The sequence below is a fragment of the Nocardioides sp. JCM 18999 genome, assembly GCF_055391175.1.
In genome coordinates this window covers 257,056-269,497 of sequence record NZ_AP043887.1, presented here as the reverse complement: position 1 = coordinate 269,497, position 12,442 = coordinate 257,056, and the positions used below count along the sequence as shown (strand labels likewise).

Here is a 12,442-nt window from a genome sequence, read left to right as displayed (position 1 = left end):
CACCACTCAGCCGGCGAGGGAGGCGAAGCCGCTGCGGTGGAACACCAGCGGTGAGCCGACCTCGGGATGGGCGACGGCCTTGATCTCGAGCAGCACGATGATGTGGTCCCCGGCCTCGACCTCGCGGTAGATCGCGGTGTCGAAGTGCGCGACACCGTCATCGATCACCAAAGCACCGGCGGACGAGGACGACACGGCCACGCCGTCGAAGCGCGTCTCGGGCTCGCCGGCGAGCTGGCGCGCCACGGCTCCGTGGTGGGCCGCGAGCACGGTCACGCCCAGCCGCCCCGCCCGCCGCAGGTCCGGCCAGGTCTTCGAGGTCGCGGCGATCGAGAACGAGACCAGCGGCGGGTCCAGGCTCTCGGAGCGGAACGACGACGCCGCCAGCCCGACCGGTTCCCCGTCCACGACGGCGGCCACGGCCACGACGCCGGAGGGGAAGATCCCGAACGCCGTGCGCAACCGCGCCGGGTCGAGATCCTGGTTGGTCGGGAAGGAAGCTGTCATGAGGACACCACCGGAGACGTCGTACGGAAGGAGGGCGAAGCCAGGGGGGCGGTCCAGCGGCCGCGGCGCTCGAGCTCGGGCAGCACGCCCTCGCCGAACCAGTAGGACTCCTCGAGGTGCGGGTAGCCCGACAGCACGAACTCGCTGATCCCGACCGCGGCGTAGGCCTCGATCAGGTCGGCGATCTCCGCGTACGAGCCGACCATCGCCGTGCCCGCGCCGCCGCGCACCAGCCCGACGCCGGCCCACAGGTTGGGGTAGATCTCGAGGTTGTCCTTGGACCCGCCGTTGAGGTCGAGCATCCGGCGCTGCCCCTCGGACCCGCTCTTGCGCAGGCCCTCCTGCACCCGGGCGATCTCGGCCTCGTCGATCCCGTCGATCAGCCGCGCCGCCTCGGTCCAGGCGGCGTCCGCGGTCTCGCGGGCGATGGTGTGCAGCCGGATCCCGAACCGCAGCTCCCGGCCGTACGTCGCCGCGGCGGTGCGGACGCGGTCGATCTTCTCCGCGACGGCTGCCGGCGGTTCGCCCCAGGTGAGGTAGACGTCGGCATGCTTCGCGGCGACCTCGATCCCGGCCGGCGAGGAGCCGCCGAAGTAGATCTCCGGGACCTCGCGTGGCAGCAGCTGCAGGGTCGAGTCCTCGACCGAAAGATAGGTGCCGGCGTAGTCGACGGTCTGCCCGCTCCACAGCGCCCGGACGATGGTGAGGAACTCGTCGCAGCGGGCGTAGCGCTCGTCCTTGGACAGGAAGTCGCCGTACATCCGCTGGTCGTGGTCCTCGCCGCCGGTGACGACGTTGAGCATCAGCCGGCCGCCGGTCAGGTTGGTGTAGGTCGCCGCCATCTGGGCTGACGCGTAGGGCGAGACCGCGTCGGGTCGCAGGGCGACCAGGAACTTCAGCCGCTCCGAGACCGCGGCCAGCATCGCCGAGGTCACCCAGGCGTCCTCGCACCAGTTGCCGGTCGGGATCAGGGCGCCCTCGAAGCCGAGCTGTTCGGCCGAGCGGGCGATCTGCCCGAGGTAGGGCACGGTGGCAGCGCGGCCGGAGGATGCGACGCTGACACCGTGCCCACCGCCGACGACCTGGCGGCCGTCTCCGCCATTGGTGGGGATGAACCAATGGAAGGTGAGGGCGGACATCAGAGCTGTCCGTGGCGGGGCGGGAGCAGACCTTCGACGGCCCAGCGGCCGAGGTGCTGCAGCTTCCAGGCGGCGGGGTCGTGCAGCGTGTGGGTGCGGGCGTTGCGCCAGTGCCGGTCGAGGCCCTCGGCGGTCAACGCGGCGCGGGTGCCGGCGACCTCGAACAACCGGGACGACACCTCGACGGAGACCTGCGTCGAGGAGGCGCGCGCGGCGGCGACGGCGAGCGTCGCGGCCGAGGCGGTCTCCTCGGAGAGCGAGGCGTTGGCGGCGTCGACGGCGCGACCGGCCTCGGCCAGCAGCGCCTCGGTGGACCGGACGGCGAGCTCCATCTCCCCGAACGCCTTCACCGTCAGCGGGTCCTCAGCGGCGCGCGTGACGTCGTAGATCGCGACCGCGTCGGGGTAGGGCCGCGACTTCGTGGTCACGAACGCAGCGGCGTCGTCGAGCGCCGCACGGGCGATCCCGACGTCGATCGCGGCGTGCAGCAGCTGCGCATAGGCGCCGTACGTCGTCGGGCCGGTGAACGCGTCGGCGTAGTTGGTGATCCACTCGGCCGTGACCTCGACCTCGGTGAAGATCGCCGTGCCGGACGCGGTCGTGCGCTGTCCCACGGCGTCCCAGTCGTCGACCAGCTCGACCCCAGCGGCCTCGCTGTTGACCCAGGCGACGTGCATCGGGCCGTCGATGCCGAGGTGGGAGAGCACCGGGATCCAGTCGGCGAAGAGCGCGCCGGTGCAGTAGAACTTCGTGCCGTTGAGGTGCCAGTGCAGCTCCTGACCCTCGCCGACCGGGGAGAGCGTCGCGCGGTACTCACGGATGTGCTTGGTGCCGACCTCGGACTGGGCGTTGCCGATCTTCTTGCCAGCGAGCACCTCGGCGAAGATCCGCTCCTGCTGCTCGAGCGTGCCCTGCAGACGGAGCTGGTTGACGTAGACGAAGTGCGAGTGCGGCAGCTGGCCGATGTTGGGATCGGCCTGGCTGATGCGACGGATCACCTCGGCCACCACGGAAAACGGCAGGTCCGCTCCCCCAAACCGCGCCGGCACGGTGATCGCGAGCAGACCCGACGCCGCGAGCTGGTTGATCTGGTCGTGCGGCAGGATCCGCTCCCGGTCGCGTAGGGCGGCGCCGGCGGCGAACTCGCCCGCCAGCCGGGCCGCCTCGGCCAACGCCTGCTCCGCACTCAGCACCGGCACGCGCTGCTCCGGCGGGGCAGCGGCCTCGGGCCGTGCGGCCAGCGCGGTCATCGCCGACACCTGTTCGTCCTGAAGTTCCGCATCTCGATCACCCTCCGCGGTTCTATAGATTGTTGAGTCTGTTTCTTGACTTTAACTCACGCCGTGGTCGCTACCCCAGCGGTGGCGTAGAGCGAGTCCGGGCGATCGAGCCCGTAGTGCTCGCGCAGGGTGCTGCCGGCGTACTCCGACCGGAACAGTCCCCGCTCCTGGAGCAGCGGCACGACGCCGGAGGTGAACGCGTCGAGCAGCGACGGGTAGAGCGGCGGCATCACGTTGAACCCGTCTGCGGCGCCCTCGGTGAACCAGGAGGCGATCACGTCGGCGACCTGCGTCGGGGTGCCGGCCACGACGTTGTGGCCACGCCCGCCGGCGAGCCGGTGGAGCAGCTCGCGCAGCGTCGGCCGATCCCGCTCCACGATGTTGGCCACGACCTGGAGTCGGCTGCGGTTGTTGTCGAGCACGTGGCCGGCGCCGGCGAAGAGCTCGACCGGGACCCGCTCGTCGAGCTCGAGGTGACCCAGCGAGACACCAGTGATCCCCTCGAGCTGGGCCAGCCCGTAGGCGGGAACGGTGAGCGCGTTCACCTCGGCCTGGAGCTCGCGGGCCTCGGCCTCCGTGTCGGCGATGAACGGGCTGATCCCAGGCAGCACCTTGACCGTGTCGGGCGACCGGCCGAAGCGCACGGCTCGGGCCTTGATGTCGTCGTAGAAGGCCCGCGCGTCCCCGAGGGTCTGGTGGGCGGTGAAGATCGCCTCGGCGTTGCGGGCCGCGAAGCTGCGCCCCTCGTTGGAGGAACCCGCCTGGATGTAGACCGGTCGACCCTGAGGGCTGCGCGGGGAGGCGAGCGCCCCCTCGACCTGGAAGTACCGCCCGACGTGGTTGATCGCGTGCACCTTGGCGGTGTCGAAGTAGACCCCGGACTCCTTGTCGGACAGGACGGCATCGTCCTCCCAGCTGTCCCACAGCTTGGTCACGACGTCGAGGAACTCCTGGGCGCGGGCGTAACGCTCCTCCGGTGCCGGGATCTGGCTCAGGCTGAAGTTCCGCGCGACCGCGTCGGACTGGGTGGTGACGATGTTCCACCCGGCGCGTCCGCCCGAGAGGACGTCGAGCGAGCTGAACAGGCGAGCCAGGTTGTACGGCTCGTAGAACGTCGTCGAGGCCGTGGCGATCAGACCGATCCGCTCCGTGCGAGCCGCGATCGCGGACAGCCGGGTGATCGGTTCGAGGTGTGCGACCGGGCGGTGCGCCGACGCCGACCACATGCCGGGCGAGTCCGCGAAGAAGACGGCGTCGAGCTTGGCCGCCTCAGCCCGCTGGGCCAGGTCGACCACGAAGTCGATCTCGGTCACGCGTTCGGGATGGCTGTCGGGATGGCGCCACGAGGCCTCGTGGTGGCCGGTGTCGTGCAGGAAGGCGTTGAGGACGAGCTGACGGGCGGGGGTGGACTGAGACATGGGAGTTCTCCTGTTCGAGGGTGGGTCAGACCGGGCGCCAGCGCGAGAAGCGGCGCTCCAGGGCGATGAGTCCGTAGTTGACGGCGACGCCGATCACCGAGGTGGTGAGGATGGCGGCGTACATCGTCGGGATGAGGAAGTTGAACTGGGCGTAGTTGATCCGGTAGCCCAGGCCCGCGTTGGCGCCGATCATCTCGGCGGCGATCAGGACCAGGACGGCAGCCGCACCGCTGATCCGCACACCGGTGAAGATCGTCGGGACGGCGGCAGGGAACACGACCTTTCGGAACGTCGCCGCCGGCGACAGGCCGAGCACCCGGGCCGAGCGCAGCAGCTGCGTGTCGACGGTCGCGACACCGCTGACCGTGGCCAGCAGGATCGGGAAGAAGCACGCGTAGAAGACGATCGCGACCTTGGAGGTCTCCCCGATCCCGAGGATCAGGGTGAAGACCGGCAGGATCGCCAGCGCCGCGGTGTTGCGGAACAGCTCGAGCAGCGGCGTGAAGAACTCCCGCACCGGGCGGTACCAGGCGATCGCAGCCCCGAGAGGGATTGCCGCCACGACGGCCAGCGAGAATCCGATCGCCGAGCGGCCGAGGCTGGCTTTGGCGTCACTGGCGAGCAGTCCCGACCGGGCGTAGTCCCACCACGCCTGGCCCACGACGTGCAGCGGCGGGATGAAGTAGTCGTCGACCAGGTGCAGGGTCGGTGCCAGCTCCCAGACCAGAGCGAAGACGACGATACCGGCGATCCCGCGGGCAAGGGTGACGGCCCGACGGCGTCGCGGGTTCGGGACACCCTTCGCCTTGGCCGACTCCTCCTGCCGCGGGTTGGGTCGGGCAGCGGTGCGTTCGAGGACCACGGAGTCAGGCAACGGAATACACCTCTTCCTTCTGCACGGCTTCCTTCTGTACGGCGACGGAGCGGTCCTCCGCCGGCGAGCGCAGCAGCGTCCAGATCCGGTGGCGGTACTCGGCGAACTCGGTCGAGCTGCGCAGGTCGCGGTCCCCCGCCGCCGTACGGTCGAGGTCGATGTCGATGACCTCGCTGATCCGGCCGGGGCGCGATGTCATGACCGCGACGCGTTGACCGAGGAAGACGGCCTCGTCGATGTCGTGGGTGATGAAGACGATCGTGGTGCCCGTGCGACGCCAGATGGCGAGGAGCTCCTCCTGGAGTCGCTCGCGGGTCTGGGCGTCGAGGGCGCCGAAAGGTTCATCCATCAGCAGGACCTGCGGCTCGTACGCCAGCGAGCGGGCGATGGCGACGCGTTGCCGCATGCCACCGGAGAGCTCGTGCGGGTAGCGACCGGCGAACTCGGTGAGCCCCACCAGGTCGAGGTACTCGCGGGCCCGCTCACGGCGCTGCTGACGGGGGTACTTCGCAGCCTCCAGCGCCAGCTCGATGTTGCCCTGCGCGGTGCGCCAGGGCAACAGCGTGTACTGCTGGAAGACGACACTGCGGTCCAGGCCGGGGCCGGTGACCTCCGTGCCGCCGGCGGCGACGGTGCCCGAGCTCGGCGAGGCGAGGCCGGCGATCAGGTCGAGCACCGTGGACTTGCCGCAGCCCGAGGGGCCGACCACGGTGAGGAACTCGCCCGCCTCGACGGCGAGGTTGAGCTCCTCCAGTGCGACGAACTCGCGCAGCTGTCGGTCATCGTTCCCGCGGACCCAGAACGTCTGGCGCACGTCTGTCAGCGTGATCGTGGCGCTCATCAGGCATCTCCCGCGTACGGGTTGAACTCGTTGGTGTAGACCTCGCCCGGCTCCAGGTCGTCGACCCCGGGGATGTCCCGGCTCTTGAGCCAGTCGAGCCAGATCGAGATGTCCTTGTCGCTGATCGACGGGGTGGCCGACGGGACACCGAGCGAGCCGGGGAAGTTGGTCTCGATCGCCGCTTCGTACTCGGCGTACCCGTGCTTCTCGAGCCAGGGGAACAGGACGTCGAAGACCTCCTGCTTGTCGTGGGTCTCGATGAAGTTCACCGCCTTGGCGACCCCCGTGACGAGCTCCTTGGCGGCCTCCGGATTGTCGTCGATGAACTCCTCGCGCAGAGTGAGCCCGCCGCCGGAGTACGGGCCGACGACGTCGGTGTCGCGGACCAAGGTGGCGAGCTTGACCGACTGCTGGGCGGCGGTGATCGCGCCGATGCTGAGGTAGGCCGCGTCGACCTGCCCCTCCTTGAGCGCCTGCACGGTGTTGAGCGGCGGCAGCGCGACGAGGGTGACCTTCTTGATCTCGTCGGCGGTCAGGCCCTCCTGGGCGAACCAGGTGTCGAGGATCGCTTCGGCGTTGGCGCCGAGGGTGTTGACCGCGACCTTCTTGCCGATCAGGTCCTTCGCGCTGGTCAGCTTCGAGCCGTCCAGCGTGACGACGGCCTGGCTGACCTTGTCGTTGGACCCGTAGGTCGGCACGACCGCCTTGATCGGGACGCCCGACGCGACCGTCTGGGCGATCGCCCCGAAGAACGCGCTCGCGCCGATGTCGATCTGCTTCGAGGCCAGTGCCTGCAGGCTGGCCGGGCCGCCCGTGACGTCGCCGACCTTGTCGAGCTTGAGATGGGTGAAGTAGCCGAGCGCGTCGGCCAGCTGAACCGGATCGACGCTACCGGCGCCGCTCTGGTAGCGGATGGTGGTGATGCCGTCACTGCTCGCCTGGGAGGCCTCCCCGCACGCGCTCAGTGCGCTCAGGGGCGCCAGGGCGGCGAGGGCGAGGGCAGCAGTGCGGATGCGGATCGTGGTGCGGGCCATGGCGGAACTCCAGGTCGTCATCGTGGATTGAGTTAACGAGTAAGACCATAAAGTTACTAGACTTTTAGTTCAAAGAGCCGTCCGCATCATGAGATGTAGGTTCTAAAAGGTGAGACGGCTCAGCGCGGGTACTCGTGCACGAAGTCGGTCAGCGCCTTGAGCTGATCGGGGTTCGTCGAGGGGATGACCCCGTGGCCGAGGTTGAAGATGTGGCCCTTGGCCGCCTTGCCGGCCTCGATGATCTGGGCAGCGCGGGCGGTCATCACCTCGGTCGGCGCGAACACCAGCGCCGGGTCGAGGTTGCCCTGGACGCCGCGGTCCGGTCCGGCGGCAGCGATGCCGTGCTCCAGCGGCGTGCGCCAGTCGACACCGAGCACGTCGGCCCCGGCGGCGGCCATCTGCGGCAGCAGGCTGGCGCTGTTCACCCCGAAGTGGATCCGCGGCACCCCGAGCTCACCGGCCCGGGCCAGCACGTTCGCCGAGTACGGGGCGACGTACCGCGCGTAGTCGTCGGGGTGGACCGCACCGGCCCACGAGTCGAACAGCTGCACCGCGCTGGCGCCGGCGGCGACCTGGACCTCGAGGAAGGTCGCGGACATGTCGGCGATCTTCTCCATCAGCGCTGACCAGATCTCGGGAGCACCGAACATCAGCGCCTTCGTCTTGGCGTACTCCTTGGACGGGCCGCCCTCGACGAGGTACGACGCCACGGTGAACGGGGCACCGGCGAAACCGATCAGCGGCGTGCCCTGCTCCCCCATCGAGCCCAGCTCGGCGGTCAGCGACCGGATCGCGTCGGTGATGAACGGCAGGTCCTCAGCAGTCAGCGTGGGGATCGCTTCGACGTCGGCGAGCGTGCGCACCGGAGAGGCGACGACCGGGCCGACGCCCGGCTTGATGTCGATGTCGAGACCGGCGGCCTTGAGCGGCAGCACGATGTCGGAGAAGAAGATCGCCGCGTCGACGCCGTAGCGCCGCACGGGCTGCAGCGTGATCTCGGTGATCAGCTCGGCGTTCATGCAGGCGTCGAGCATCTGGACGCCCTCACGGACCTTCAGGTACTCCGGCAGCGACCGCCCCGCCTGCCGCATGAACCAGACCGGCGTGTGCGACGGGGTCTCACCCCGGGCAGCCTGGAGGAACGGGCTCTGGGACAGATCACGGCTGGTCGCGGAGGCGGACATCGTGGTGCTCACAGGGCCGATCGTCCCACCCGATCCGGCGTGGGTACACATTCCGAGGACCCCCGAGGCCTACGCTGCGAGGGTGGTCATGCGGAAGGAAGCGCAGCCTCGCGAGTTCGAGGCCGCCGTCGCGGGGATGAGGGCGGCCGTGCTCCGACCCGAGATCTCGTGCGAGGAGATGCCCGCGCCGCAACGGATCGCCCCCTACGCCTCGGCCCTGTCGGCCGACGTGACCGTGGACGACATCGAGTCCGGGACCGGCCGGCTGATCCTGCTGCACGACCCCGAGGGCAACGACGCGTGGGCCGGCGGCACGTTCCGCTGCGTGCTCTACGCGCGCGCCGACATCGACCCCGAGATGATCACCGACGGCCTGCTGGGCGGCGTGAGCTGGACCTGGCTGACCGAGGCGCTGGAGATGCACGAGGCGCCGTACGCGGCCATCTCGGGCACCGTGACCCGGGTCGCCACCGAGAACTTCGGCTCGATGGAGGAGGAGGACGCGAGCGCGCAGATCGAGATCCGCGCCTCCTGGACCCCCGTCGCCGACGCCTCCGGAATCCTTGATCTCCGCCCGCATGTGGAAGCGTGGGGCGAGTTGCTCTGTACGGCGGCGGGGTTGCCGCCGGTCCCTGACGGGGTGGCGATCCTGCCCAGTCGACGCGGTCAGCGAGGCTCATGAGTTCCCAGAACGACGGTTCCCTCGAGGTGGATGAGGAGACCCCTGAGCCCGCGCCGCTGCTGACGCTGCGCGACGGGCTCCCCCCGCTGATCGACACCGACGAGGGCCTGGTCGAGGCCGCCGCCGCCCTGGCAGCCGGGACCGGTCCGGTGGGGATCGACGCCGAGCGCGCCTCGGGCTACCGCTACTCCAACCGCGCCTACCTGATCCAGCTCCGCCGCGAGGGTTCGGGCAGCTGGATGATCGACCCGATCGGGCTGTCGACGATGCAGCCGCTGATCGACGCCCTGGACGGCACCGAGTGGATCCTGCACGCGGCCACCCAGGACCTGCCGTGCCTCAACGAGCTCGGCCTCTACCCCGCTGCGCTGTTCGACACCGAGCTCGCCGGCCGGCTGCTGGGCTACCCGCGGGTGGGCCTGGGTGCGCTGGTCGAGCGGGTGCTCGGCTTCGGGATGCTCAAGGAGCACTCGGCCGCCGACTGGTCGACCCGGCCGCTGCCGGAGGCGTGGCTGGACTACGCCGCCCTCGACGTCGAGGTGCTGATCGAGCTGCGGGCCGCGCTGATCGAGGAGCTGAAGGCCGCAGGCAAGGCGGAGTGGGCGCGTCAGGAGTTCGACGCGCTGCGTTCCTTCGTGCCGGCGGTCAAGGTGGATCCCTGGCGCCGGGTCACCGGCTCACAGAAGCTGCGCGGGCATCACCTCGCGGCCGTACGCGAGCTGTGGACCGCCCGCGACGCGCTCGCCGCCGAGCAGGACGGCACTCCCGGGCGGATCCTGCCCGACTCCGCGATCGTGGTCGCCGCCACGGCGCTGCCGTCGGACCGGGGCGCGCTGCTCGGGCTGAAGGGCTTCCACGGGCGCGGCGCTGCGCGCTACGCCAAGGACTGGCTGGCCGCGATCCAGCGTGCCGTCGAGCTGCCGGAGTCCGAGCTGCCCGGTCGGGCACCGCGGACCGACGGTCCCCCGGCCGCGCGGGCGTGGGGCGACCGCGACCAGCGCGCGGCGAACCGGCTGGCGCTGGCCCGCGACGACATGGCCGTCCTGGCCGAGGAGCACTCGATCCCGGTCGAGAACCTGCTCACCCCGGACACGATGCGGCGCGTGCTGTGGACGCCTCCGAAGACCCGGGAGCCCGGCGACCTGCTCGACGAGGTCACGGGCCTGCTGGCGTCGTACGGCGCCCGCGGCTGGCAGATCGCGCTGACCGCCCCCCTGCTGGCGCACGCGATCATCGACGCCGACGCCTGACCCTCACGGTGAGCAGGCAGAAGTTTTCAGCTGCGGCCCGCTGAGCAGGCAGAACCTTTCACCGGCGGTGAAAACTTCTGCCTGCTCACCACTCAGGGTGCGGGGGTCTGCGGCCCGACGACCGTGACCGACGCGGCGTCGATCTTCTGAGCGATCTGCTCGATCGTCACCGGCAGCTGGCCGGGCAGGAAGAGCTCCTTGACCGACGGGGCGACCGCGACGGCGACCTTCGTCCAGTCGTCGTCGAACGGGAACATCTCCATCGTCCGCACCGCGGTCGGGAAGACCAGCGCGTGCAGCGGCGACGACTCCGGCTGCAGGAAGGTCGGCGAGAGCGCGACCTGCTGGTTGACCGGCACCACGGTGCCGGTCTGCACCAGCGGCGTCACGCCGGCCTCGGAGGAGAGCCCGACGAGCAGGTCGGCGGCGTTCTCGATCCGCTTCGAGTCGGCCGAAAGGCACAGCGCGGTGTAGTCACCGGTGGTGGCGACGGTGTCGATCTTCGGGATCGGGAGCACGTCCCAGCGCAGGTTCGTGGCCGCGCGTAGCGTCGGGGTGATGGAGCGGTCGCCGACCATCATCGCCAGCTTGCCCTGCGCGAACAGCGCGATCTGGCGGGCCTGACTGGCCTGCGTGGTGATCTTCGGGTTGGCCAGCACCGGCAGGACCGCGTTGAGCGCCTCCAGCGAGTTGTCCTCCGAGAACGCCAGCGAGGACTCGTCGGGCTCGGCCAGCGTGCCGCCGGCGGCGAGCAGGAACGGCGCGATCCCGCCGAGCGTCGGGCTGATCGCGAACGGCTTGGCCTCCCCGCCCTGGGCCTCGGCCCACTCGGCCGCGACCTGGAACTGCTCCCAGCTCCAGGACTTCGAGGCGACGACGTCCGGGACGTCGAGGCCCTGCTGCAGCATCCGCGGGAAGTCGACCAGGTCGGTGTTGTAGTACACGACGCTCGGCGAGACCGTGTACGGCATGCACTGCAGGTGGTGGTCCTGGCTGAACGCCTCGAGCGCGTCGCGGGAGTACTCGTCGCCGATGTCGACGTTGCGAGCGTCGAGATAGGTGTCGACCGGCTCGACCTGGTGGGCCTGCTCGACGGTGTCGAGGTCGGCCCGGTTGATCAGGAACACGTCCGGGACGGCCGCTCCCGGAGCGGTGAGCGCGGCGTGCATGGCTGCGGAGCTGGGCCAGGAGCGCAGGGTGACGTCAGCGAGGTCGGTGCCGGCGTTGTAGTCCTCCACGGACTGCTGCCAGGCCCCGATCTGGGTGGTGCTCCCCCACACGCCGAGGGTGAGCTTGGCCGGGTCGTTGACCGGCTTCGAGGGGGACGGCTTCGCGCTCGGGGAGCTGGTGGAACCGTCGGAAGGACCGCCCGAGCCGCACGCCGCCAGAACGAAGACCCCGGCGAGCGCCGCTACCTGCTTCCACACGAGGGGTGACTCTACCGAGATGGCCTGAGCAGCGCCTGAGCGACCAGAACCCGGGACTCGACCCACCAAAACTCGGGACTCGGCAAATAAGTAGTGCACGCCGGACCGGGAGCGCCTCACGGCGCAAGGCCGCTCTAGGCGGCTGATTTTGGGACCCGGGGCTGCCACGGCCCGACGTGCGTCGCCCAGTTTAACCCCTCAGACCAGGGGGTGATCCAACTCGCGATGACCGGCCTCTTCGAGCTGCTCGGCCAGCTGGAGCATGGCCCGCGGGTCGCGGTCGAGGTGGGCTCGGCCGGTGGCGACGATCCGGGCGAAGGCCGAGGCCCGGAAGAGTACGTCGGCGAAGTCGGTGCCCCCGAGGCCCGCGATGCCGCGCAGCACCTCGTCGATCATGGCGCGCAGCTGGTCCGGCCCGGGCGGGTCCGCGACTCCGGCGACGACCTGCGCGACCTGCCCGACGTGGGCGTTGCGTCCGGCGGAGAACTCGTGCGCGGCCTCGACCGGCGACTGGTAGACCCACTGCCGCAGCACGAACAGCCGCCACAGGCAGCCGGCCAGGGTGTCGGCCGGGGCACCGGACCAGACCTCGGCCACGGTCTCGATGCCCTCGTCGTCGGCCAGGTGGAGCAGCCGCTCAGCCACCGCCGGATCCTTGGCCTCACGAGCGCCGCGGACCAGCAGCGTCGCGGCGAGGTCACCGGCCTCCCGGATCATCGCCGGGTCGGTCCCGGACTCGATCTCGTCGAAGTACCGGTCGCCCGGCTGCATCGGCTTGTGGTGGATGCGGCTCACCGTGTCGAGAT

The 12,442-nt window shown here is 70.3% G+C and carries 12 protein-coding genes; 2 read left to right on the top strand and 10 right to left on the bottom strand.

Annotated elements, in window-relative coordinates; translation table 11 throughout:
- Positions 1–6: 6 nt before the first annotated feature.
- The 8 genes from ACZ5J1_RS01275 to hemE all read right to left on the bottom strand — a co-directional run bounded on the left by ACZ5J1_RS01275 (position 7) and on the right by hemE (position 8,277).
- Entirely contained in the window at positions 7–507 is a 501-nt protein-coding gene (locus tag ACZ5J1_RS01275; protein ID WP_464561800.1) for a flavin reductase family protein, read from the bottom strand.
- Positions 504–1,646, bottom strand: coding sequence for an LLM class flavin-dependent oxidoreductase (locus tag ACZ5J1_RS01270; RefSeq protein ID WP_464561799.1), 1,143 nt, complete (start codon positions 1,644–1,646; stop codon positions 504–506). Before ACZ5J1_RS01270 ends, ACZ5J1_RS01275 begins: the two co-directional genes overlap by 4 nt.
- Positions 1,646–2,896 (bottom strand): SfnB family sulfur acquisition oxidoreductase, encoded by a 1,251-nt coding sequence (locus tag ACZ5J1_RS01265; RefSeq protein WP_464564665.1) that lies wholly within the window; start codon positions 2,894–2,896, stop codon positions 1,646–1,648. The genes ACZ5J1_RS01270 and ACZ5J1_RS01265 overlap by 1 nt, the downstream gene beginning before the upstream one ends.
- 86 nt (positions 2,897–2,982) lie before the next feature.
- A complete protein-coding gene (locus ACZ5J1_RS01260) occupies positions 2,983–4,344 on the bottom strand; it encodes an LLM class flavin-dependent oxidoreductase (RefSeq protein WP_464561797.1) in 1,362 nt (453 codons plus the stop codon).
- 25 nt (positions 4,345–4,369) lie between these two features.
- Positions 4,370–5,218, bottom strand: a complete 849-nt coding sequence (locus ACZ5J1_RS01255) for an ABC transporter permease (protein WP_464561795.1) — start codon at positions 5,216–5,218, stop codon at positions 4,370–4,372.
- Positions 5,211–6,059 carry an ABC transporter ATP-binding protein gene (locus ACZ5J1_RS01250; protein WP_464561794.1) on the bottom strand — a complete coding sequence of 283 codons (849 nt, stop codon included), beginning with the start codon at positions 6,057–6,059 and terminating at the stop codon, positions 5,211–5,213. Before ACZ5J1_RS01250 ends, ACZ5J1_RS01255 begins: the two co-directional genes overlap by 8 nt.
- The gene (locus tag ACZ5J1_RS01245; RefSeq protein ID WP_464561792.1) at positions 6,059–7,093 is read right to left on the bottom strand and encodes an ABC transporter substrate-binding protein; all 1,035 of its coding nucleotides are present in this window, start codon (positions 7,091–7,093) and stop codon (positions 6,059–6,061) included. Before ACZ5J1_RS01245 ends, ACZ5J1_RS01250 begins: the two co-directional genes overlap by 1 nt.
- A 119-nt stretch (positions 7,094–7,212) precedes the next feature.
- Entirely contained in the window at positions 7,213–8,277 is a 1,065-nt protein-coding gene (gene hemE, locus ACZ5J1_RS01240; RefSeq protein ID WP_464564663.1) for a uroporphyrinogen decarboxylase, read from the bottom strand.
- A gap of 88 nt (positions 8,278–8,365) precedes the next feature.
- Between hemE and ACZ5J1_RS01235 the strand changes: the two genes are divergently transcribed.
- On the top strand, positions 8,366–8,959 hold the full coding sequence (locus ACZ5J1_RS01235; protein ID WP_464561790.1) for a DUF3000 domain-containing protein: 594 nt from the start codon (positions 8,366–8,368) through the stop codon (positions 8,957–8,959).
- Positions 8,956–10,209, top strand: coding sequence for an HRDC domain-containing protein (locus ACZ5J1_RS01230; RefSeq protein ID WP_464561788.1), 1,254 nt, complete (start codon positions 8,956–8,958; stop codon positions 10,207–10,209). Before ACZ5J1_RS01235 ends, ACZ5J1_RS01230 begins: the two co-directional genes overlap by 4 nt.
- 92 nt (positions 10,210–10,301) lie before the next feature.
- Here the strand turns inward: ACZ5J1_RS01230 and ACZ5J1_RS01225 are convergent, their stop codons facing one another.
- Positions 10,302–11,636: an ABC transporter substrate-binding protein gene (locus ACZ5J1_RS01225; RefSeq protein WP_464561786.1), complete on the bottom strand. Its 1,335-nt coding sequence runs from the start codon at positions 11,634–11,636 to the stop codon at positions 10,302–10,304.
- 198 nt (positions 11,637–11,834) lie between these two features.
- Positions 11,835–12,431 carry a hypothetical protein gene (locus tag ACZ5J1_RS01220; protein ID WP_464561785.1) on the bottom strand — a complete coding sequence of 199 codons (597 nt, stop codon included), beginning with the start codon at positions 12,429–12,431 and terminating at the stop codon, positions 11,835–11,837.
- Positions 12,432–12,442: the final 11 nt, after the last annotated feature.